Below are 22,676 nucleotides of genomic sequence, written 5' to 3'. Positions count from 1 at the left end.
AATCTGCCAAAGTAGTGCTAAAATCCGCACCCAATCCAGATCGATGCGTCGTTCCGAAGTCGAAATTTGTTGCGGTATTGACATGGTTCTCTGCTCCTTGACGGGACGGCAAACGCGGTTTTCGGGCCATGGCTGAGGGCCAAAATGCTCCCGAAACGGAGCGCGTCGAGACGGTTTGGGATCAGGACCGGGCGCGAGGGGATGAGGCGTCGCCCTCTGGGACGAGCGGTTGGCCCGGCGGGATCAATGGCGACTGGATGATGTTTGCTGCGATCGCAGCCGTCGCGTTCGCCATCGGCATCGTCAATGCGCTCTCCGGCGCACAAGACGCCGCCTGGCGTGGCGACAGCTATGACATTGGCCGGCGACTGTTCTGGGAGCTGTCGAGCATCATCGTCATCCTGCTGCTGGTGCCGATCCTGGCGCTGGCAGTCCGGCGCATCCGTCAGGCACGGGGCCTTGCGGCACGGATCGGAATCGCTGCGGCCGGCCTGCTCGGCTTCTCGGCCCTCCACATCACCGGCATGGTGGGTTTGCGGAAACTCCTGCTTTGGCTCGCGGGAGGCGCCTACGACTTCCACTTCTCACTGGCGACAGTCCTGTACGAGTTCCGCAAGGATGCCGTCACCGCTCTGCTGCTGGGAGCAACGCTCTGGCTGATCGAAAGCCGGCGTGAGCTGCGGAAGGCCGCGCGCGCGGCCGCGTCCATGCCGGCCGCTCCGCAGGAGCAACCATCCCCCGATCTGATCTGGCTCCGGGACGGCGGCAGCCGCATCCGCGTCGCGCCGCGTGACATCCTCTGGGTCGCCTCCGCCGGAAACTATATTGAATACATCCTCGCCAACGGCACCCAGCACCTGATCCGCGGCACGTTGGCCGCGACCGAAAGCGAGCTCGCCCGCTTCGCCATCGTGCGCGTGCATCGGACCAGGCTCGCCAATCTCGACCGGGTCAGCGGCGTGGACTTCAAGCCGTCAGGGGATTTCGAGCTCACATTCGACAATGGGCAAACACTTGGGGGCAGCCGCCGCTACCGGCCCGCGGTCGCCTCGCTTGGAGGGCGCACCGCGCCGGTGTGAATCGCTCGTCGGATCGCCCGGACGGTCGATAAACGATCGTGATTCCAATCAGTTGTCGCCACTAATGCGAGCCTGGCCATTGCCCCGCCCCACTCCGGCCGCCATGGGCATGACACCGCGATGACCAGCTAAGTTCTTGAGCACATTGGCAGATGTCGAAGATGCTTGCTTTTAGCCCCGCAGCCTATGTTAGAACGCGGCCGTCAAGTCACCGCGCGCCATTTGCGCATCACCGCGAGGCGCACGCCTTCTCGCCCTTCCATTCGCGCTCTCGCCGGCGTCGCTGCCGATGAGGCCACAATCGGTTGATTGCGGAGAACCGTCTCTCCAGGACATCAATCAAGAGATCATCCATGCCTGAAGTTATTTTCACTGGCCCCGCCGGCCGTCTCGAAGGCCGCTACCACCCGGCCAAGCAGAAGAACGCGCCGATCGCGATGGTCCTGCATCCGCATCCGCAGTTTCATGGCACGATGAATCATCAGATCATCTACCAATGCTACTACGCCTTCGCGCATCGCGGCTTCTCGGTGCTGCGCTTCAACTTCCGCGGCGTCGGCCGCAGCCAGGGCTCGTTCGACCACGGCACTGGCGAATTGTCGGATGCGGCGGCAGCGCTTGACTGGGCGCAGACCATCAATCCCGAGGCGCGCGCCTGCTGGGTCGCCGGCTTCTCCTTCGGCGCCTGGATCGGTATGCAGCTTCTGATGCGCCGCCCCGAGGTCGAGGGCTTCATCTCGATCGCGCCGCCGGCGAACCTTTACGACTTCTCGTTCCTTGCGCCCTGCCCGTCCTCCGGGCTCATCGTGCATGGCGAGAAGGACGCGGTGGTGCCGCCGAAGGACGTCAACACGCTGGTCGAGAAGCTGAAGACGCAGAAGGGCATCGTGATCGACCAGCAGGTCATCCCCGGCGCCAACCACTTCTTCGACGCCAAGCTCGAGCCGCTGATGGAAACCATCACGGCCTATCTCGACATGCGCCTCGCCAACGTGCGCTGAGATTGACATGACCGCGTTCGTAGCCCTGCTGCGCGCGGTCAATGTCGGAGGCACCGGCAAGCTGCCGATGAGCGAGCTCAAAGCGATGTGCGAAGAGCTCGGTTTCGGTGCCGTGCGCACCTACATCGCCAGCGGCAATGTGGTCTTTACCAGCCGCAAGTCGGAAGCTGCAATCAAGACCGCCCTCGAAAAGCGCCTGCACGCCTACGCCGGCGCGCCGGTTGGTGTGCTCGTGCGCAGCGCAGCCGAGATGGCGCAAATCTCGGCCGACAATCCTTTTCCAAAGGCTGCGCCCAACCGCACCGTCGCGATCTTCCTCGACAGCGCACTACCTAAAGACGCGCTTACCAGCATCCGCGGCCAGAACAACGAAGAGCTCCGCCTCGGCCGCCGCGAGATTTACGTGCACTATGGCGACGGCATGGGGACGTCGAAGCTCGTCATCCCCGCTGCCAAGACCGGTACCGCGCGCAATATGAATACCGTCGCAACGCTCGCGAAGATGGCCGCGGATATCTAGGCAAGCTTGAGCGCGGCGATCCCCATCAAGACGAGCGCGATGCCCGCAAGCTTAATCGCGCTCAAGGTCTCGCCGAACAACACGACGCCCATCACGAAGGTGCCGGCAGCGCCGATACCGGTCCACACCGAATAGGCGACGCCGACCTCGAGCACCTTCAACGCACGCCCGAGCAGGAAGACGAAGGCGGCGAGCAGCACCAGCGAAACGATGCTCCAACCGATGCGCGTGTAGCCTTCGGCGTATTTCATCGAGATCGCCCAGCCGACATCGAGTGCGCCGGCGATCATCAGCATCAGCCAGGCCACAGATGGCGACATAGCTCAGGCCGCGAGCTTGAGCAGATGCGCGTCGTGGCGCACGAGGAAGGCGCGCAGCAGTTGCGGATAGTCCGCGCCGACAGCCATGCGCACGCTCGGACGTTTCGCGAGCTCGCTCCGCCAAGCCCGCACCTTCGGCACATCGCGGAAGATGCCGTGCTCGGCCAGCTCATCGAACAGATCGAAATAGCGGAAGACCGGCGCAAACACTGCATCGACCAGACTGAACGCGTCGCCGGCGAAGAACGGGCCCGCGTTGAGTGCCGCCTCGACTCGCGCAAACTTGGTCACCAGCGCCTGGCGCTTGGTCTCGAATGTCGCGGGATCCGTCGTGGTCTCCAGGCCCCAGAGATCGCCGAGGATCGCCGAGCCGAACTCCATCCAGGCACGGTGTTCGGCTCGCTTCAACGCATCGCTCGGATGCAGCTTCGCGCCGGCTTGCGTCTCCTCGATGTACTCGCAGATCACGTTGCTCTCGAACAGCGCGACCTCGCCCTTGTCGGTTGTCACCACCAGCACCGGCACCTTGCCGAGCGGCGACAGCTTCAAGAACCAGTCCGGCTTGTTGGCGAGATCGATGTCGATCCGCTCGAACGGCACGCCCTTCTCTTTCAGCGCGATGACCGCGCGCTGCACGTAGGGGCAAAGCTTGTGGCTGATCAGTTTCAATGAAGTGGTCATGGCCATGATCCCGGCGGTTCGGTGCAACTGAATCTAAGATAGATGCAACTGCATGTACCCGTCAAGATCAATGCATCTGCATCAACCCACCGTGACCTCAGGCAGTCCTCTTTAGGGTCTGGCGATCACCCCGCCCGTCATCGGCATCGGCACGCCCGTGGTGGCCGGATAGGACAGCGGCAGGCCCTTTAGCCCGCGCGCGGCGAGGAAGCCGAAGGCCTGCGCCTCGATCGCGTCGGAGGCCCAGCCGAGAGCCTCGGCGGCCTCGACGGTGGCCGTGCCGACCCGCTCCCGCAGCATGCGCAGCATGGTGAGATTGCGGGCGCCGCCGCCGCAGACGATCCAGCTTCGGGGCCGCCGCGGCAGCAACGAAATGATGCGCGCGATCGCAGCCGCGGTGAAGGCGGTGAGCGTCGCGGCGCCGTCGGCCGGCAGCACATCGCCGAGCTTGAGCGCGGCAAAGTCGTTGCGGTCGAGCGATTTCGGCGGCGGGCTTGCGAAGAACGGCAGCTCCAGCGCCCGCGCGATCCAGGCCTCGTCGGCCTTGCCGAGCGCGGCGAACTTGCCTTCCGTGTCGAACGCCTGGTTCATGGTGCGGTACATGAAATCGTCGAGCAGCGCGTTGCCGGGCCCGGTATCGCAGGCGATCAGCGTGTCGTTGCCGTCGATATAGGTGATGTTGGAGACGCCGCCGATATTGACCACGACGATCGGCCCTTCGCGCTCCAGCGAATTGGCGAGTGCCCGATGGTAGACCGGCACGAACGGCGCGCCCTGCCCGCCAGCCTCGACGTCGGCGGCGCGGAAGTCGTGCATCACAGGGATATGGATGGCTTTGGCCAGCGCCGGCGCATCGCCGATCTGCACCGTCAGCCGCCGCTCGGGCCGGTGCAGCACGGTCTGGCCGTGGAAGCCAACGATGTCGATGTCTTCCGGCTTCATCCGGTTCTGGGCGATGAAGGCGGCAACCGCCTCGGCATGCGCCAGCGTCACCGCGCGCTCGGCCTCGGCCAGGATTCCCGGCCGGGCCTCGCGCTGCGACAGGTGCACTGCTTCGGACAGCGCCTGACGCAGCAGATTGCGCTCGGCCGGGCTATAGGGCCGGTAGCCGGACGGTCCGAACGCTTTGACCTGTTTTCCGTCGGTTTCGATCAGCGCGACGTCCACCCCGTCCAGCGAGGTGCCGCTCATCAAACCGAGTGCCGTCAACATCATGGATCAGCGTCCTCAGAACACCCCCTCCGGCATGCCGATCTTGTGCCAGAGGGACACATCTTATAATGCCACAGCGCCAAGTGGCGGGCAGCAATCGAGTTCCCAGAGAAGACCCTTAAATTGCTCCCAAAACAGTAAACCAAGAATTGTCAGGCATGCCGACAGATGACTGCATTTAAATCGGATTTCCTCAACACCCTGCAGGAACGTGGTTTCATCCACCAGTGCTCCGATTTCGAGGGGTTGGACGCCCTCGCCGCCAAGGGCGAGGCGATCGCCTATGTCGGCTACGATTGCACCGCTCCCTCGCTGCACATCGGCAATTACCTGACCATGATGCTGCTGCACTGGCTTCAGCAATCCGGCAACAAGCCGATCACGCTGATGGGCGGCGGCACCACCATGGTCGGCGATCCCTCCGGCAAGGACGAGACACGCGCAATCCGCACCGTCGCCGAGATCGAGGCCAACAAGGCTTCGATCCGCGGCGTGTTCGCAAAGGTGCTGCGCTATGGCGACGGCAAGAGCGACGCCATCATGCTCGACAATGCCGAGTGGCTGACCAAGCTCAACTGGATCGAGATGCTGCGCGACGTCGGCCGGCATTTCTCGGTCAACCGCATGCTGTCGATGGACTCCGTTCGCCTGCGCCTCGAGCGCGAGCAGGAGATGAGCTTCATCGAGTTCAACTACATGATCTGCCAGGCCTACGACTTCGTCGAATTGGCCAAGCGGACCGGCTGCCATTTGCAGATGGGCGGCTCCGACCAGTGGGGTAACATCATCATGGGCGTCGATCTCGGCCGCCGCATGGGCACGCATCAACTCTTCGCGCTGACCACGCCGCTGCTGACGACCGCGTCGGGCGCCAAGATGGGCAAGACCGCGCAAGGCGCGGTGTGGCTCAACGCCGACCAGTTCTCGCCGTATGATTTCTGGCAGTACTGGCGCAACACCGAGGACGCCGACGTCGGCAAATTCCTGAAACTGTTCACGACGCTGCCGATGAGCGAGATCAAGAAGCTCGAGGCGCTCGGCGGCTCGGAGATCAACGAGGCCAAGAAGGTGCTCGCCACCGAAGCGACCGCGCTGCTGCATGGTCGCGACGCCGCAAACGAAGCGGCCGAAACCGCACGCCGCACTTTTGAGGAAGGCGAACTCGCAGAGAGCCTGCCGACAGTGGAAATTCCGCGCGGCGAGCTGGAGGCCGGCATCGGCGTGCTCAACGCCTTCGTCAAGGCGGGCCTCGTCGCCTCCAATGGCGAGGCACGGCGTCAGATCAAGGGCGGCGGCCTGCGCGTCAACGACGAGGCCGTCACCGACGAGAAGATGGCGCTGTCAGCGGCCACTCTGACGCCGGAAGGCGTGATCAAGCTGTCCTTCGGCAAGAAGAAGCACGTCCTGCTCAAGCCTGCATAGGCGTATGAGCTTTTGATGCTTGTCAGGGCGCACTGAAGCGCGCTCCCTGACGGGCAATGGACCAGAACACGCCCAGGGAAACGGCTGCAACGCACCAAGGCGCGGTGCGGACTGCGCTCGTTGTGCTCGCACTGTGCTTCACGCTCGCTGTGCTCGGGCGGGGCTTAAGCGAAAGCTTCACCGTCTTCCTCAAGCCGATCTCCGAAAATTTTGGTTGGGACCGCGCACAGGTTGTTTCAATCTATTCGCTGACCTGGCTCATCAGCGGACTGACTGCGCCGCTGGTTGGCCGCCTGTTCGACCATTCCGGACCGCGCATCGTCTATGCGCTCGGCCTGTTGCTGCTCGGCTCGGCCTTTTTGATCGCAGGCCATGCGCAGGCGCTCTGGCAATTCCAGCTCTCGATCGGATTATGCGTCGGCATTGGCGTTGCCTTCATCGGCAACGTGCCGAACTCGATCCTGCTCGGCCGCTGGTTCGGGCCAAAGCTGCCGACCGCGATGGCGGTGGTTTATTCGGCAATGGGTGGCGGCGTACTGGCGCTGCTGCCGGCCTCGCAGCTCCTGATCGATCATCTCGGCTGGCGCGAGACCTACCAGCTGTTCGGCTTCACCACACTGGCCCTGCTGGTGCCGCTCATGCTGCTGCCGTGGCGGCTGTTCGCGACGGGCTCGCCGCATGTCGCCAAGAAGACCGATCCTGATTTCGTCGACCACGGCTGGACGCTCGTCAGCGCGATGCGTCACCACGCCTTCTGGGCGCTGTTCTCGACCTTCTTCTTCACCGCGGTCGGCATGTACTGTATCGCCGCGCAGATCGTGGCCTATCTAATCGACGCAGGCTTCCCGCCGCTGCAGGCCGCGACCGCCTGGGGCTTTTCGGGTGTCGTGCTGGTGTTCGGCATGATCGGCGTCTCCGCACTCGACGGGCTGATCGGGCGCCGGCCCTCAGTGCTGCTGAGCTACGCGATCTCGATCCTCGGAATCTGCCTGCTTTGGCTGCTTCAGTATTATCCGAATGTCATCCTGCTCACCGGCTTCGTCGTCTGCTTCGGCAGCATGATGGGCTCGCGCGGGCCGCTGATCACGGCAACGGCGATGAAGATCTTCAGGGGCAAGCGGGTCGGCACCATCTTCGGCACGATCTCGATCGGCAGCGGGCTCGGCTCGGCCTTCGGCTCCTGGAGCGGCGGCCTGATCCACGACGCCACTCATGGCTACAACGCGTTGCTTGTCTTCGCACTTGCAAACGTGATCCTCGGAATGATCCCGTTCCTGATCGTGCCCGCCTTGCGGCGCTAGGTTTCCCGGAGGTAACCTGCGCTCATTCGTGTCACCGGGGAATTACGGACGGAGGCGGCGTGAATGTGCGTAAAAAATGGGGTTGGCACGTGGCTCAAATCACGGCCTGCGGTGTTTTGTCCGACATGACAAAAATGTCAGCGCAAATTGGCCTGGCACAGCTTGCAGGGCGGAACCGAATGCGGTCCTAGTCGCAACATTGGATGGAGGGCACAAACCAATGAACTTTCCCTATCTCACTCGCTTTCAGCCGGTTCTCTTGAGCCTGTTTCGCTTCATCACTGGACTGCTGCTGTTCCAGTACGGTGTCGCCAAGCTGTTCAAGTTCCCGGTGCTCCCCTACTTCGCCGACATCCCGCCGCTGATCTATGTGGCCGGCACGCTCGAGCTGGTGCTCGGCGCGACGCTGATGCTCGGCCTGTTCACGCGGCTGACGGCGTTCATCCTGGCGGGTGAAATGGCCTTCGCCTACTTCATGGGCCACGTGATGAAGACCGGCACGCCGGTGCTGCTGCCGCTACTCAACGGCGGCACCGCCGCGATCCTGTTCTGCTTCGCCTGCCTCTACATCTCGGCAGCGGGCGGCGGCTCGGTCAGCGTCGATGCGCTGATAGGCAAGGAGAGCGACGCGCCGGGAGGCGCCTTCGCGCGGCGCTGACGCGCGCTCAACCGACCCGCAGACCGGCACTGGCGTTTCGCCGGTGCCGGTTCAGCGCAAGCCCAGCACGTTCCAGATGAGGACGAGGGCCGCCACGAGCAGCACGGACATGATGATGCGGTGAACGAATCGGTTCATCGCCCATCCAGCCAGGCTCGATCACCACCAAAGTCTGAGATCGTTCTCCTCCCGCAAGAATACGGGCGCACGGCATCGCATCGCGATTTGCCTGCACGATGGCGCATAAGGCTGCGACGAGTCGCGGACGCGGCAGGCCGCGGCATGCCTGTCTTCATGATTGGTAAGAAGTTCATGTTACGGATGATGACAATAACAACCATTTCGTAGGGGCTGTGATGACGCTGCTGAGCCACCTGAAAATCCGCACCAAGCTTGCCAGCATGGTCTGCCTCGCAGCTCTGACCGTCACAGCCATCATCGCGGTATCGACCGTCCTCAGCAAGAGCCGCATGCTGGACGACCGGGTCCAGCAGATGAAGGCCGCGGTCGATCTCGTCCACGGCCTCGCGCAGACTTTCCAGGATGACGCTGCCGCCGGCAAGATGACGGCGGACGACGCCAAGCTGCAGTTTCGCCAGCGTGCCCGCAACATGAAATTCGGCGGCGGCCAGGGCTATCCTGTCGTCTACAATTCCGACACGTCGATTCTGGTCAACGGCGCCAATCCGCAGCTCGAAGGCAAGATCACAGGCGCCACGGATTCCAATGGCATCCTGATTGCCGATGCCCAGCTCAACGCTGCCAGGCAGGCGCCGCAGGGCGGCGTCACATCCTATCTCTACCCGCGCCCCGGCCAGACCGAGCCCGTCCGCAAGACCGTGTTCGTCCGCCAGTTCACGCCCTGGAACGCCACGATCAGCTACGGCCTCTATGTCGACGATATCGACGCCGACGTACGCGCGCTCACGCTCGAGCTCGCCGCGATTGGCGCCGGCCTGATGCTGCTGATGGCGACGCTGTCCTGGCTGATTGCCCGCGACGTGCTCGGCGCACTCGACCGTCAGAAGACCCGCATGCAGGACATTGCCGACGGCGCCATCGGCAAGCCGGTCGAGGAGACCGATCGGGGCGACGAGATCGGTCGTATGGCGGAAACGCTCGAAGTGTTGCGGCAGGCCGCCTTGACGGCGCGCAAGCTGGAAGCCGAACAGGTCGCGGCCAAGGCCCGTGGCGAGCAGGAAAAGCGCGACGCTTTGATCTCCCTCGCCGATCGCTTCGATGCGTCCGTCGGCCAGCTCGTGGGCCTGATGGCCTCGGGCTCCGGCGAACTGGAAACCACGGCCAAGTCGATGTCGTCAACCGCCGAGGGCACCAACCGCCGCGCCGCCGTGGTCGGCTCGGCCGCGACCGAAGCCAGCCAGCGCGTTCAGACGGTGGCGGCTGCCGCCGAAGAGCTCTCCTCCTCCATCACCGAAATCAGCCGTCAGGTCGCGCAATCGGCCGAAGTCACCGGCCGCGCGGTCGAGAGCGCACGCCACACCGATACCATCGTGCGCGCGCTGTCGGACGGCGCCCACCAGATCGAGCACGTTGCCGAGCTGATCTCCAGCATCGCCGCGCAGACCAATCTGCTCGCGCTCAATGCCACCATCGAAGCCGCCCGCGCCGGTGAGGCCGGTCGCGGCTTCGCCGTCGTCGCCTCTGAAGTGAAATCGCTGGCGAGCCAGACCGCGGAAGCCACCCGCGAGATCGGCGACAAGATCGCCCAGATCCAGGGCGCGACCAAAGAAGCCGTGGACGCCATCGGGGGCATCACCGCCACCATCGAGGAGGTCAGCCGCATCGCCACCTCGATCGGCGCTGCGATCGAGCAGCAAGGCGCGGCCACCGCCGAGATCGCCCGCAGCGTCTCGCAAACCGCCGAGGCCACCAAGGAAGTCACCACCAACATCGGCGGCGTCAGCTCGGCGGCCAACGAGACCGGCAACGCCGCCGGCATGGTGCTCGCGGCCGCGTCGAACCTCTCCAAGCAGGCCGAGCAGCTCTCGGGCCAAGTCGGCACGTTCCTGGCGGGCGTGCGCGCGGCCTAAGCTGCGCAACTGCTGCCCCCTCCAGGTATTCACAAGAGGTCGTCATGCCCGGGCTTGTCCCGGGCATCCACGTTCTTTGTGCTGCAAGAGAAGGCGTGGATGGCCGTAACAAACCCGGCCATGACGCTGTGAGACGTCAGTGCCCGCCCCAAGAGAATAGAGACGGGCGTCGCCCTAGCGCCGCACCAGGCTGCAACCGCTCGACAACGGCCTTGCCGTTGCCGTCGGGCTGTCGCCGGACTGCGCCGACGGCAGCTCGTCGATCGGCGAGTTCTGCTTGCCGGTGTTGAACTCGAAGATCTTGCGGAACAGGCCCGGCGCCATCGCCGAGATCGGATTGACGCGCATCAACGGCGCCGCCGGCGTACCGACAACCTCGTAGGTCACGCCGATCAATCCCTCTTTGTCGCCGTTACCGAGGAAGAGGCCGAACAACGGAATCTGGCCGAAGATGTTGTTCACGCCGTACATCGGCACGAAGGTGCCGCTCATGCAGACCTGGTTGCCGGGAAAGTCGACCGAGCCTTCGATGGTGGCGCCGATCATCGGTCCCTTGACCACGCCGTCGCGGATCGTGAGCGCGCCGTTCTGTCGCGTGAACTCCGCGCGCAACGCCGTGAAGGTCACGCCGTTCTGCGCGCCGTTAGGGGCACCCGCCGCAACGCGATCAAGCTGATCCATTCCCCTGACCGCGAAGTCGCGCACATTGATCAGGCCTTCCCTCGTCGTGGGCTCTGACGTCGGCGGCTCCATCGCCACCACCATCTGGCCGCCGAAGACCTTGTTGGTCGTGTCGGTGAACTTCAGCAGCGATCCGGCATCGTTGGTCTGGAGATAGATCACCTCGCGGCTGCCCTGCGCGCGCCCGCCGCGCAGATCGGCCGCCACCGGGGTGTTTTGGCCGATCCTGCCGCTCAGCGAGAACGCCTTGATGGCCCCGCTGCGTTTCGACATCTTGGCATCGACGCTGCGCATCGTCTCGCCATTGAATCCGGCGACCGTGCCGAGCTTCACGTCGATGTCGAAATCGACGTTTTTCAGCTTGCTCTTGCTGTCATCCTTGGGATTGCCTGAGATCGCCGACTTCAGAAAGCCGCGGCCGTCGAACACGTCGCCGCGCATGGTCCCCCGGACCACGCCGTCCTGACCGCGCTCCACCTTCAGCGACGTCTTGTCGCCGTCGGACGGTGAGTAGGTCGGGAAGTTCGCATTCATCAGGTCGCCGTTCGGGTCGACTTCCAGCGAGCCCTTGATCGAGGCGCCGCCGCCTTCGATGACGATGTCCTCGAGGCGCGTCGATTGTGCCGTCGGCACCACCTTGAAGGTCGCCTTGCCCGCCTTGCCCGGCAGCTTGACCCAACCGGGAAGAATGTTGTCGAGCTTGACCGAGGTCAGGTCGGCCTCGATGCCAAGCTTCGTCGTCTGGTCGGGACCGCCGGCAATCTTGCCCGACACCTTGACCGGCACTGATCCGCTGACGGCGGGGCTGAGGTCGAAACCCAGGCGGGCACGGCTTGCGTCGTCCAGCGTCGTCTGCAGCTTGACGTCCGCATCGCCATCGGTCGCCTTGCGGTAGTCGAGCGAGGCCGCCTGTCCGTTGATCTTGACGTCGCCCTTGACCTGGTAGCCTTGGTTGTTGGCGACGATCTTGAGATTGTTGGCCTCTAGCTTCTGGTTCATCACCAGCTTGTCGGCGGCAAAGCCGTTGAGGTCGGCGGTGACGGCGTAGACGGTGTCCGCCTTGGTCAATCCACCCGTCACCGGCAGGCCGAGCTGGATGTTCGCCGTGAACGTGCCCTTGCTGGTGTTGGGATCGACGACGGTCGACGACAGATCGCTCAACCGGTCATTGGACAGCATTTCGGCCGCCGCCGGCACCGGACCATCGACACGGAAGCGGGTCCGCGAGGGCGAGGGCTTCGGCGCCATGTCCGGCACCTCGAAGGTGAAGTCGGAGATCGTGATCTTGCGGCCCGCGGGCGTATCGGCAATGCCCTGGGCGATATTCACGGTGGCGGTGCGTCCGGTGACGTGCGCCTTCAGATCGGCGTCGTGCACCACCGGCATGCCGTCAACCGGACGAACCGCGACGCCGCTTGCCACGATGTTGACCGACAGACCGTCATCGGGAATCGGCGGTCCCTTGCGCGGAAGATTCCGCGTCGGCGAGTTGATGCCGACCTCGATGCGCTGGAGCGTGCCACGCTCGATCCGCTCGATCACCCATTGGCGCAATTCGGGCACCACCAGCGTCGGCCACATCCGCTTCAGCGCGGAGGCCGACATCGGCGTCCCCGCAAAGCCCAGCGTCAGGCGCGGCTCGCCGGAATAGTCGATCGCACCAGTGCCGGCGACGCCGATTTCGCCGTTGGAGATGTCGGCCTGCGTCAGCACCATGCGCTTGTGATCGGTGTCGAAGCGGAATCCGATCGCGATACGGTTGAAAACGAGCGGCGGCTCGTTGTCGATGCCGCCGAGCAGGATCGAGCCGCCGCTGAAGCCGAGCTGCCAATCATTGGTGGTGCCGTTGGGCGGCTCGATATGGGCGAGTAGCGTCAGGCGATTGGCGCCGGAGAGGATCTTGAACGGTGCGACCAGCACTCGCCGTCCCGCGTCCCACTCGACGTTGATCTCGGCCGAGTCGATCGCCATCGGATAATCCGGCGTATCGGTGTCGATGATGTTGCCCGCACCGATCGTGACCTTGCCGCGGAAGAACGTCGGCACGCCGTCGCGGCCGAGCTCGCCCTTGAGCTCGCCGGTCAGAGGCAGATCGGCCGTATAGGTGAGGTCCTTGACGCGCAGCGCGAGCAGGATGTTGGCGGTCGACAGCTTGTCGGCGCGGATATCGATCGAGCGTACGCCATTCTCGCTCGGTCCAATCGTGGCGCGCAGCGACCACGGGCGCGCACCCTCTTCGCCGAAGCTGAGCGCGACGCCGCCATCGCTCGGCCGGCGCAGGCTGAGCGTGATGTTCTCAAACGTCCATTTGCTGCCGCGTTGCTGATCGTCGACGATCAGATTGCCGTTCTTGAGACCGATCTCGTTGAGGTTCTGTCCGTCGAGGCCGGTCAGGCTCAGGCTGTCGAGCCAGTCGAGGCCCTGAAGAATTCCACTCTGCGCGGCGGGTTGAGCTGTGGCCTGGGACGCGTCCGGAGTTGCAGGCCCTATCCCGAACGGTGGCGGCGGAACGCCGTTACGCGGGAATGTCGGCGGCAGGCCCGCTTCTCTCTTGGACGCGACGCCGGTTGCGAGCGGCTTCGCCGTGTCGCCGGCGGACACCGTGACGGTGCCGTCGGGTGCGATCCGGATCGCGAGCTCGGCATCGACGAGGTTGAGGCTTTCGGCGCGCAGGTGCCCGGTGAGCAGTGCTGCCCCCGACAGCCGCACTTCGGCCTTCGGCGCGCTGGCGACGATGGCATGGTCGTGATCGCGGACGATGATGTCGCGGATACGCACGGCAATCCGGACCCGCCCGGCGCGCTCGATCTGGGTGCCGCCGACCTCCACGGTGTTGCCGTGGCCGATATTGTCCTCGATCGCGGCGGCGAGCCAGGGCGTCGCCATGTCGAGGTTGATCGGACCGGCGCCGAGCCGCCACCACAGCGCGCCAAAACAGCCGACGAAGATGACGATCAATGCGCCGAGGACGACGGCCGTCCGGCGCACCCAGCGGCCACTCGGCAGCACCCGGCGAAACAAGGAGAAACCGTCACCGACCGGGATGCGCGAACTGGAACGCGACAGCAGGCGGCGTGCGCGATGACCCGCCTCCTCTTCCTGGTCTTGATCCCAGTCGGCTTCGTCCCATCCCGGCTGCTCGTGATGGCCGCCGTGCCGATCGAAGTCCCGATTGTGATCCTGGGGCGACTTATTCCTAGCCATTGCCTCTCGATACAGGCGCCCGTCGTAGGATTGAGCGCCGCCGGGACCGCAGCCGTCGACGGGAATCGACGCTCCCCGCCCCGGCATTGCCGCCATACCTCGAATGTTCCTGCTGTTCGTCATTTCGCCCCGGGAGCGCGTTCAACGAGCAGTGGGGTGGTGCGTGGAATTCCTTGTAACCATACTCCGTCGCCGCCAGAATTGCCCAGCCGAGGGCGCGAATCCGGCACACCGGACGAGAGCTGCAATACCGCTTTGGTTGACCCGCCGAAAGCGACGAAAGGAAGGCGTATGTCCAAGAAATCCCGAAAGAAATCGTCCAAAACGCCCTCCGGCAGTCCGACCGCTAAAAAGAAGCCCCAGAAAACACGGGCATCGACTCAAACACGTGGCGCGAAAACACAGCCGGCATCGGCAAGCAAATCAGGCAAAGCAGGCGCCAAGGAAGCATCGCATAAGGCCGCATCGAAACGGTTAACATCTTCTGAAAAGGCCTCTAAACCCGCAGCTGCAGCGTCCGCCGTTTCAGCAAAGTCGTTGTCAGCAAAGTCCTTGTCGTCGAAGTCCTTGTCATCGAAGTCCTTGGCCGAGGGCCAGACGGCGCCGGCCTTCCGCCTGCCCCGCGACGGCGGCAACGTCGTCACACTGTCGGACTATGCCGGCCAGAAGCTTGTCCTGTTCTTCTACCCCCGCGCCGACACGCCGGGCTGCACCCGCGAGGCAATCGACTTCACCCGGCTCAAGGACGCCTTTGCCGCTGCCGGCACCGCCGTGCTCGGCATTTCGGCCGATCCTTTAAAGGCCCAGGAGAAGTTCCGCGACAAGCACAGCCTCGGCATCCCCCTCGTCTCGGATGAGCAGCATGAGATGCTGGAGGCGTATGGCGCCTGGGGCGAAAAATCCATGTATGGCAAGAGCTTCCTCGGGATTCTTCGCACCACGGTGCTGATCGGGCCCGACGGCCAAGTGGCCAGGATCTGGCGCAACGTCCGGGTCGATGGCCATGCCGACGACGTGTTGCTAGCTGCAAGAAGTCTTTAACCAGCCCGTTAAAATCGAGCGCTCCCGTTTCCGGAAAATTAACCATGACAGGCCCAGATTGCCGCGGCAATTAGGCCGCAAGGAACCGTTCCGACCGGCGCGGGAGTGCCGATGTCGAAAAGTTCTGCCCAATATTCGCAGTACCCCCAGCATCATTCCCACGACCACGGACGGGCCTTCCATCGCCGTCCTGCCGCTGCTGCGGCAGCTGTTGCGATTCCCCTGCCCGACGCCGATGACGCCTACACCATCGTGCATCACGGCAAGCAGGTCCGTCTCGGGCCTGTGGTGTTCTGGATCGTGGTCGGCACCGTCGTCCTGCTCGGCCTGTGGTCGGCAGCGACCGGGACCTATTTCGCCTTCCGCGACGACGTCCTGACCCGGCTGATCGCGCGTCAGGCCGAGATGCAATACGCCTATGAGGACCGCATCGCCGAGCTGCGCGCCAAGGTCGACCGCACCACCAGCCGGCAATTGCTCGACCAGGAGCAGTTCGACCAGAAGCTCGACCAGATCATGAAGCGCCAGACGGCGCTGGAGTCCCGGGCGACGGCGCTGGGCGCCATGCCCGATGTCACCGGATCGATCCCCCGCTCGACGCCGCAGCGTGGCGACGCGAACCAGACGACGACGCAAGGCACACCCAAACCCTCGCCGATCAGCGACACCGTGATCTTCGTGGCGCCGCCTGACCGCGAAGCCCGGCTCGAATCGCGTGCGCCGGCCGTGATCGCCCCGCCGGTCAATCAATTCGCCAAGAACCAGGGCTTTGACAATGTCCTGGTCCGGCTGACGACATCGCTCGATCAGGTCGAGCGCCGCCAGGTTGCGGCGCTCAGCGCCGTCGAGGAAGGCATGGATTCGCGGATGCGGCGCATGCGCGGCGTGGTCAGCGACCTCGGCCTGAACATGGCCAGTCTCGAGGCCGCCGTGCCGCGCGCCGCGATGGGCGGTCCCTTCGTGCCGGTGAAGCTCACCGCCAATGCAAGCCCGTTCGAGAAGCAGCTCTATCGTATCAACGTCACCCGGGCCGACATGGAACGGCTCAACCGCACGCTGGCGCAGGTGCCCTATCGCAAGCCTGTCGTCGGCGAGGTCGAATTCACCTCCGGCTTCGGCGTGCGCAGCGATCCCTTCCTCGGCCGGCCCGCGATGCATACCGGCCTCGATTTTCGTGCAGCGACCGGCGATCCCGCGCGCGTCACCGCGAACGGCAAGGTGGTCTCGGCCGGCTGGTCCGGTGGTTATGGCCGCATGGTCGAGGTCGATCACGGCAACGGGCTGTCGACCCGCTACGGCCATCTCTCCGAGATCAACGTCAAGGTCGGCGAGATCGTGAAGATCGGCCAGGTCATCGGCCTCGTCGGCTCGACGGGACGTTCGACCGGCCCGCATCTGCACTACGAAACCCGCATCGATGGCGAAGCCGTCGACCCGCAGAAGTTCTTGCGCGCCGGCGTGCGGCTCAGCGCGGGCTAAAGCGTTTTCGAGCGAAGTGGATACCGGTTCGCGTCAAGAAAACGCGTCAAACCTAGGCCTGCCGGACGCGCCTGGCTGACAATCCTCGAAGCGAGAAATCGCAACATTCACGCGCGATTCGCGCGATCTGCCCGGCCAGCGGATCGACCGCATCCGCACGCGTCACGGCAAAATACCTGATCTGCGGGATCGCAGGCGACGTTCTGATCGTGCGCAGCAGGCCGATCTCGATTTCATGCCGGAAGTACTGTTCGGTGAGAAAGGTGATGCCGAGCCCGGCCACGGCCAGTGCCGAGAGAACGCTCAGGCTGTTGCACTTGACGACGCGATTGAGCTTGATTCCGCTCGCACCCAGCCAATCCAGAACGAGCTTCTGCAAGCCTGATCCTTCCCCTTGGGTCAGAATCGGATATCGGGCGATCTCATCCAGCGTAGCCTCGTCGGCCTTGGGGCCGACGCCGGGCGCCGACATCCATTGCAGCGTAGCGCTGTCGAGCGGCAGTGCGTTGAAGTCAGCATTGGCCGGCGGATCAAGACCAATGACAAGATCCAGGCGACGATCGGCGAGCTTGTCGAGAAGCACGACGCTGGATTCGACTTCGGGCTCCGGAATGACCGCCGGATAGGCCTCCTTCATGGCCACGATCAGTTTCGGGAGCCAGGTCAGCGCCACAAGCTCGGTGACGCCGAACCGGAAGGCACCACTGAAGGCCAGCGGCCCTGCTGCGACCTGGCGCATTCGCGCCTCAAGCTCCAACAGCTCAGCCGCGAGCTCGATCAGATTTTCGCCACTGCGCGTCAGGCTGATCGTTCGGCTGTTGCGATCAAACAGCGTGCTCCCGATCGCTGCTTCCAGCTCGGCGATGCGCTTGGAGATGGTCGATTGCGCCAGGTTCAGCCGCTCCGCGGCGTCAACCACCCCGCCCAATTCGGCAATCCAGTAGAAGGCTTCGACCTGCTTGAGTGTCAGGCTCACCATGGCTTCGATCCCTATCAATCGAAAAAAGCGATCCAATACGTAGAAAAATATTCACTTTTCTTCAAGCCAGTCGCAGGGCAGGCTTCGGGCGAAATCTGCGCTCCAGCACACAGCCCATCGGTTTTGCCCATGCTCCTGCCCGGTCATCGACTGCTTCCCTCTCCACCCTCGGTCCCACCAGCAATCATCGCCGATTTTGCCGCGGCGCAGGTCGCGATCGTGTCCGACAACATGAACCGGCTGCATGGGACACGCGCGCTCCGCCCGTTCCATGGCAACGCGCGCCTGATCGGCACCGCGATCACCGTCAAGACGCGGGCCGGCGACAATTTCATGCTGCACAAGGCGTATGAGCTGCTCCGACCGGGCGACGTGCTCGTGGTCGATGGCGGTGGCGATCTCAACCAGGCCCTCGTCGGCGAGATCATGATGACGCGCGCCAAGGCGATGGGAGTCGCCGGCTTCGTCATCGACGGCGCCGTCCGCGATGTCGCCGCGTTCGCTGATGCTGGCTTTCCCTGTTTTGCACGCGGCGTCACTCATCGCGGTCCCTACAAATCAGGTCCCGGAGAGATCAACGTGCCGGTCTCGATCGATGGCATGGTGGTGATGCCGGGCGACGTCATTCTCGGCGACGAGGATGGTGTCGTGGCCTTCGACCGATCCGTTGCCGCGGAGCTGCTCGACCGGGTCAGACAGCAGGAGGCGCGCGAAGCCGGCGCACTCGCAGCCATCCGCGAAGGCCGCGTCGACAATTCCTACATGGGTACCGGAAGCGCTCCTGCCCAAGGAGCAGCGTCGTGAGCAGCGCTGGTGCCATCGCCCTCGCCCCGAGGGTTCAACGGATCAAACCGTCGCCGAGCATGGTCGCGCGGGAACGGGTCCGTCAGCTCCAGGCCGAGGGACGTGACGTCATCGATCTCACGGCCGGCGAGCCTGATCTCGATACGCCCAAGCATATCCGCGACGCGGCTGCGGCCGCGCTCGAAGCGGGAGAGACGCGCTACACTCCGGTCAACGGAACGCCGGCGCTGCGCAAGGCGATCATCGCAAAGCTCGCCCGCGAGAACGGCGTTCGCTACGCCATGAACGAGATCTCCGTCGGTGGCGGCGCCAAGCAGGTCATCTACAACGCACTCGCTGCCACGCTCGGAGCCGGCGATGAGGTGATCGTCCCCGCACCCTATTGGGTCTCGTATCCCGACATGGTCGAGGCCTGCGACGGCACGCCGGTGATCGTGAGCTGCGGCGAGAACGCACGGTTCAAGCTGTCGGCCGAGGCTCTGGAGAAAGCGATCACGCCGAAGACCCGCTGGCTTATCCTGAACTCCCCGTGCAATCCCACCGGTGCGTTTTATTCCGCTGCCGAGATAGCCGTGCTCGCCGAGGTGCTGCTGCGGCACCCCCATGTCGCGGTCATGACCGACGACATCTACGAGCACATTCGCTTCGATGGCGAGGCAACTCCATGCATCGTTGCCGCCGAACCTCGGCTGAGGACGCGGACTCTACTGGTCAACGGCGTCTCCAAGACCTATGCGATGACCGGCTTCCGGCTCGGTTACGGAGCTGGGCCCTCAGAGCTCATCGCCGCCATGAACACGATCCAGTCGCAGTCGACGTCCTGCACGTCTGCGATCAGCCAGGCGGCGGCGACCGCAGCGCTTGAAGGCGATCAGGGTTTCGTCACCGAGGCCCGCGAGATGTATCGCCGCCGCCGCGATCGTGCGGTCGCCTTGCTGAACGACATTCCCGGCCTTTCCTGCCTTCCGCCCGACGGCGCCTTCTATGTGTTTCCCTCGTGTGCCGGCCTGATCGGCAAAACCACGCCCGAGGGCAAGATCCTGAAGACGGATATGGACGTCGTCATGCACTTTCTCGACGCCGCCGGCGTCGCAGTGATCGATGGCACGGCCTACGGCATGTCATCTTATCTGCGCATGTCCATCGCGACGTCGTTGCCGAAGATCGAGGAAGCCTGCACACGGCTCGCGCGAACCTGTGCGGCCTTGCGCTACGGATGAAGGGAAGAGCCATGAGATTGTTCCAGGTCGCCGCCGCCGGATTGCTGTTCCTGACCGGGGTCGTCGGCGCGGCAAAGGCCGACGAGCTTGCCGACGTGAGGGCGCGCGGCAAGCTGATCTGTGGGACGCTCGGCACGGCCGAGCCGTTCAGCTTCCAGGATCCGAAGACACGTGAAATCGTCGGATACGACATCGACATCTGCCGCAAGGTCGCGGACTCGCTCGGTGTTGCGCTCGAGATCAAGCCGATGGCCGTCGAGGCCCGTATCCCCGAGCTGATACAGGGCCGGGTCGACATCCTCGCTGCCAATCTCGGCTGGTCGAAAGAACGCGCGCTACAGATCGACTACAGCTACTCGTACTTTGTCAGCGAACAGAAGGTGCTGGTCTCTGCCGATTCCGGCATCGCGACGCTCGAGCAGCTCTCCGGCAAGCGGGTCAGCGCCCTCAAGGGATCGTCTTCGGAACAAGGCGTCAGGCGTGTCATACCAACGGCAGAAACTGTGACTTTTCAGGATTCGTCCTCGGCTTTCCTTGCGGTGGTTCAGGGAAAGGTCGACGGCTTCTGCGCCTCGGAGCTGATCCTGATGAAGCTCCGCAAACAGGCGCAGGCGTCCGCGCCGATGTCGATCATCGAGAAATCGGTCTTTCTCGAACCTTGGGGGTTAGGCGTCCGCAAGGGCGAAGCGGCTTTCAAGGAACAGGTCAACAAAGTGCTGGCCGATCTGGATGCATCGGGAGAAGCCGGCAAGATTTTTGCCAAGTGGTTCGGGCCGGGAACGGTCTATGACATGAAGCAGGATTTCAAGATCGAGGAGATCAAGGGCTGATTCCCTCGCATCAGTGCGAAACTGAACATCCGGAGTGCATGATCTTACGATGGGCTATGTCTTCGACCCAGCCGCAGTCCTGACCGGCCAATATCTGGACTGGTTCATCTGGGGACTGGCGACGACGATTGCGCTGACGGTCGCGGCCTGGCTGCTCGGAATGACGATCGGGATCATTCTGACGCTGGTCCGCATGCTTCCGTTCAGGTCGCTCGAATGGCTGGTCGCCGGTTACGTCGAATATCATCGCAACGTTCCGCTGCTGGTCCAGATCCTGGTCTGGTACTTCGGCGTTCCGCAACTGTTGCCTCGCGCCATCCGCATGTGGGTCAATAGCCACCACAGCGAGTTTCTCCTCGCGATGGTGGCGCTGGGCCTCGCCAGCGCGGCCTATATCACCGAGGATCTGCGCAGCGGAATTCGCTCGATCCCGAAGACGCAATATGAGGCGGCGCGATCAATCGGGTTCAACTACCTCCAGGCGATGAGCTACGTGATCCTGCCGCAGGCCCTGCGCATCGTGATCCCGCCGCTGATCAACCAGACCCTGCTGCTGTTCAAGAACACCAGCCTCGCCATGGCGATCGGCGTCGGTGAACTGACCTATCGCACACGCGAGGTCGACAGCTACACGTTCAAGACGTTCGAAGCGTTTGCCGTCGCGACCGTCCTTTATCTTGCAATTTCCTTCGCCATCATGGCGCTCGGCAGCTTCGCTGACCGGCGGCTGAAGCTCGAGATCCGCTGATGCTGGAGATCCTCGAGGACAACTGGCTTCTGTTTCTGATCGGGCAATATCCGCACGGCCCCGTCGGCGGCCTCGCCATGACGTTGTTCCTTGCCGTGGCTGGTTTATCTCTCAGTTTTCCCGTCGCAATCGCGCTCGCGCTGGCGCGCCTCAGTCCGCGTCGCTGGCTTCGCGGACCGGCGACCGCCGTGGTTTACGTCGTGCGCGGCCTGCCGCTGATCATGTTCATCTTCTGGACCTATTTCGCCCTGCCGCTATTGACTGGACATGCGGTCGGAGGCGTCGAGACGCTGCTCTTCGCGCTAGTCATCTACGAAGCGAGCTATCTGTCGGAGATCATCCGGGCCGGGATTGAAGGCCTGCCAAAGGGCCAGGCTGAGGCGGCAAAGGCGCTTGGCCTCGGCTACTTTCCGACCACCTTCAAGGTCATCCTGCCGCAAGTCCTGCACAACATGATGCCAAGCCTGGTCAGCCAGTTCGTCTCCACGATCAAGGAGACCTCGCTCGGCTACGTCATCAGCGCCAACGAGGTGACCTTTGCGGCGAGCCAGGTGAACAACCAGCTCATGACGCAACCGTTCGAGGTGTATGGCCTGCTCGCACTGACCTATTTCACGCTTTGCTTCACGCTGACATCGGCGGCGCGCTGGCTGGAACGCCGGCTGGCCGCCGAACGCGGTGGGCTCGGCGCCCAGCCGGCATGAGGGCAGTCATGATCCGCTTCGAGGCCGTCGAAAAATGGTTTGGCCAGCACCAGGTGCTGGCCGGCGTAACCGGCGAAGTGAAACGCGGCGAGGTCGTCACGCTGCTCGGCTCATCCGGCTCCGGAAAATCCACGCTCATTCGTACGGTGACGCGCCTGGAAGGCATTCAAGGCGGACAAGTGCTGTTCGAGGGCGTGGACGTCGCCGGGCGTGGCGTCGATATCAACCGTTTGCGCCAGCGCGTCGGCTTCGTGTTCCAGGCGTTCAACCTGTTTCCTCATCTCTCGGCGCTCGGCAACATCACACTGGGGCTGGAGCGTCTCCGCAAGATGCGCAAGGCGGCGGCCAGAGAGCGCGCCATGACCGAGCTCGACCGCGTCGGGCTGGCAGACAAGGCCGACGCCTTGCCGTCGCGCCTGTCCGGCGGACAGCGGCAACGCGTCGCGATCGCACGCGCACTGGCGATGGATCCGGACGTCATGCTGTTCGACGAGCCGACCAGCGCGCTCGATCCGGAAATGGTCAACGAGGTGCTGCGGGTGATGAGGACGCTGGCGCAGAATGGCATGACGATGGTCGTCGTCACGCACGAGATCGGCTTTGCGCGCGAAGTCGCTGACACAGTCTGGTTTCTGGACAAGGGCCAGATCGTCGAAAGCGGTCCACCGGCCGAGGTTCTTGATGATCCCCGTCACGACCGGCTGCGCTCATTTCTCTCAAGAGCGCGTTAGTTAGAGCGCT

General features: G+C 63.9%; 20 protein-coding genes. 15 read left to right on the top strand and 5 right to left on the bottom strand.

Annotation, left to right across the window (positions count from 1 at the left end; genetic code table 11):
- Positions 1–257 precede the first annotated feature (257 nt).
- The 3 genes from FXB40_RS01640 (at position 258) to FXB40_RS01630 (ending at position 2,600) form a co-directional block, all read left to right on the top strand.
- Positions 258–1,079: a LytTR family DNA-binding domain-containing protein gene (locus FXB40_RS01640; RefSeq protein ID WP_246207274.1), complete on the top strand. Its 822-nt coding sequence runs from the start codon at positions 258–260 to the stop codon at positions 1,077–1,079.
- Positions 1,080–1,432: 353 nt separating this feature from the next.
- The gene (locus FXB40_RS01635) at positions 1,433–2,080 is read left to right on the top strand and encodes an alpha/beta hydrolase (RefSeq protein ID WP_007591562.1); all 648 of its coding nucleotides are present in this window, start codon (positions 1,433–1,435) and stop codon (positions 2,078–2,080) included.
- 7 nt (positions 2,081–2,087) lie between these two features.
- The gene (locus FXB40_RS01630) at positions 2,088–2,600 is read left to right on the top strand and encodes a DUF1697 domain-containing protein (RefSeq protein ID WP_148770497.1); all 513 of its coding nucleotides are present in this window, start codon (positions 2,088–2,090) and stop codon (positions 2,598–2,600) included.
- Here the strand turns inward: FXB40_RS01630 and FXB40_RS01625 are convergent.
- The 3 genes from FXB40_RS01625 to FXB40_RS01615 all read right to left on the bottom strand — a co-directional run bounded on the left by FXB40_RS01625 (position 2,597) and on the right by FXB40_RS01615 (position 4,816).
- On the bottom strand, positions 2,597–2,920 hold the full coding sequence (locus FXB40_RS01625; protein WP_148770496.1) for a DMT family transporter: 324 nt from the start codon (positions 2,918–2,920) through the stop codon (positions 2,597–2,599). The two genes, FXB40_RS01630 and FXB40_RS01625, sit on opposite strands and share 4 nt — an antisense overlap.
- A gap of 3 nt (positions 2,921–2,923) precedes the next feature.
- Entirely contained in the window at positions 2,924–3,601 is a 678-nt protein-coding gene (locus tag FXB40_RS01620) for a glutathione S-transferase family protein (RefSeq protein ID WP_148770495.1), read from the bottom strand.
- Between the two features lie 111 nt (positions 3,602–3,712).
- Positions 3,713–4,816 carry an anhydro-N-acetylmuramic acid kinase gene (locus FXB40_RS01615; RefSeq protein ID WP_148770494.1) on the bottom strand — a complete coding sequence of 368 codons (1,104 nt, stop codon included), beginning with the start codon at positions 4,814–4,816 and terminating at the stop codon, positions 3,713–3,715.
- A gap of 165 nt (positions 4,817–4,981) precedes the next feature.
- On the opposite strand from FXB40_RS01615, the gene tyrS reads away from it, so the two are divergent.
- From tyrS to FXB40_RS01595, 4 genes are all read left to right on the top strand, one after another.
- The gene (gene tyrS, locus FXB40_RS01610; RefSeq protein ID WP_148770493.1) at positions 4,982–6,235 is read left to right on the top strand and encodes a tyrosine--tRNA ligase; all 1,254 of its coding nucleotides are present in this window, start codon (positions 4,982–4,984) and stop codon (positions 6,233–6,235) included.
- A 56-nt stretch (positions 6,236–6,291) separates the two neighbouring features.
- Complete coding sequence (locus FXB40_RS01605) at positions 6,292–7,536, top strand: MFS transporter (RefSeq protein WP_148770490.1); 1,245 nt, start codon at positions 6,292–6,294, stop codon at positions 7,534–7,536.
- Between the two features lie 220 nt (positions 7,537–7,756).
- Complete coding sequence (locus FXB40_RS01600; RefSeq protein ID WP_148770488.1) at positions 7,757–8,194, top strand: DoxX family protein; 438 nt, start codon at positions 7,757–7,759, stop codon at positions 8,192–8,194.
- 356 nt (positions 8,195–8,550) lie between these two features.
- The gene (locus tag FXB40_RS01595) at positions 8,551–10,245 is read left to right on the top strand and encodes a methyl-accepting chemotaxis protein (protein WP_148770487.1); all 1,695 of its coding nucleotides are present in this window, start codon (positions 8,551–8,553) and stop codon (positions 10,243–10,245) included.
- 174 nt (positions 10,246–10,419) lie between these two features.
- Here the strand turns inward: FXB40_RS01595 and FXB40_RS01585 are convergent, their stop codons facing one another.
- The gene (locus FXB40_RS01585; protein WP_187436597.1) at positions 10,420–14,217 is read right to left on the bottom strand and encodes a YhdP family protein; all 3,798 of its coding nucleotides are present in this window, start codon (positions 14,215–14,217) and stop codon (positions 10,420–10,422) included.
- A 204-nt stretch (positions 14,218–14,421) separates the two neighbouring features.
- Between FXB40_RS01585 and FXB40_RS01580 the strand changes: the two genes are divergently transcribed.
- Together FXB40_RS01580 and FXB40_RS01575 are read left to right on the top strand one after the other, a co-directional pair.
- On the top strand, positions 14,422–15,171 hold the full coding sequence (locus tag FXB40_RS01580; protein ID WP_148770481.1) for a peroxiredoxin: 750 nt from the start codon (positions 14,422–14,424) through the stop codon (positions 15,169–15,171).
- A gap of 111 nt (positions 15,172–15,282) precedes the next feature.
- Entirely contained in the window at positions 15,283–16,650 is a 1,368-nt protein-coding gene (locus FXB40_RS01575) for a M23 family metallopeptidase (RefSeq protein ID WP_187436596.1), read from the top strand.
- Positions 16,651–16,702: 52 nt separating this feature from the next.
- Here the strand turns inward: FXB40_RS01575 and FXB40_RS01570 are convergent, their stop codons facing one another.
- Positions 16,703–17,629, bottom strand: a complete 927-nt coding sequence (locus tag FXB40_RS01570; protein ID WP_148770477.1) for a LysR family transcriptional regulator — start codon at positions 17,627–17,629, stop codon at positions 16,703–16,705.
- A gap of 129 nt (positions 17,630–17,758) precedes the next feature.
- On the opposite strand from FXB40_RS01570, the gene FXB40_RS01565 reads away from it, so the two are divergent.
- Genes FXB40_RS01565 through FXB40_RS01540 form a run of 6 tightly spaced genes read left to right on the top strand, consistent with a single transcriptional unit; the run spans position 17,759 to position 22,666 of the window.
- The gene (locus FXB40_RS01565) at positions 17,759–18,433 is read left to right on the top strand and encodes an RraA family protein (protein WP_148770475.1); all 675 of its coding nucleotides are present in this window, start codon (positions 17,759–17,761) and stop codon (positions 18,431–18,433) included.
- A complete protein-coding gene (locus FXB40_RS01560) occupies positions 18,430–19,653 on the top strand; it encodes an aspartate transaminase (protein ID WP_283812864.1) in 1,224 nt (407 codons plus the stop codon). The genes FXB40_RS01565 and FXB40_RS01560 overlap by 4 nt, the downstream gene beginning before the upstream one ends.
- An 11-nt stretch (positions 19,654–19,664) precedes the next feature.
- Entirely contained in the window at positions 19,665–20,483 is an 819-nt protein-coding gene (locus FXB40_RS01555; RefSeq protein WP_148770473.1) for an ABC transporter substrate-binding protein, read from the top strand.
- A gap of 34 nt (positions 20,484–20,517) precedes the next feature.
- Positions 20,518–21,231 carry an amino acid ABC transporter permease gene (locus tag FXB40_RS01550; protein ID WP_246207272.1) on the top strand — a complete coding sequence of 238 codons (714 nt, stop codon included), beginning with the start codon at positions 20,518–20,520 and terminating at the stop codon, positions 21,229–21,231.
- Positions 21,231–21,935, top strand: coding sequence for an amino acid ABC transporter permease (locus FXB40_RS01545; RefSeq protein WP_148770471.1), 705 nt, complete (start codon positions 21,231–21,233; stop codon positions 21,933–21,935). Before FXB40_RS01550 ends, FXB40_RS01545 begins: the two co-directional genes overlap by 1 nt.
- A gap of 8 nt (positions 21,936–21,943) precedes the next feature.
- Positions 21,944–22,666: an amino acid ABC transporter ATP-binding protein gene (locus FXB40_RS01540; protein WP_148770469.1), complete on the top strand. Its 723-nt coding sequence runs from the start codon at positions 21,944–21,946 to the stop codon at positions 22,664–22,666.
- Positions 22,667–22,676 lie beyond the last annotated feature (10 nt).

The organism is Bradyrhizobium rifense, assembly GCF_008123425.1.
Taxonomy (GTDB): domain Bacteria; phylum Pseudomonadota; class Alphaproteobacteria; order Rhizobiales; family Xanthobacteraceae; genus Bradyrhizobium; species Bradyrhizobium rifense.
Note: the sequence above shows the minus strand (reverse complement) of the source record. Positions and strands in the feature narration are given on the sequence as shown.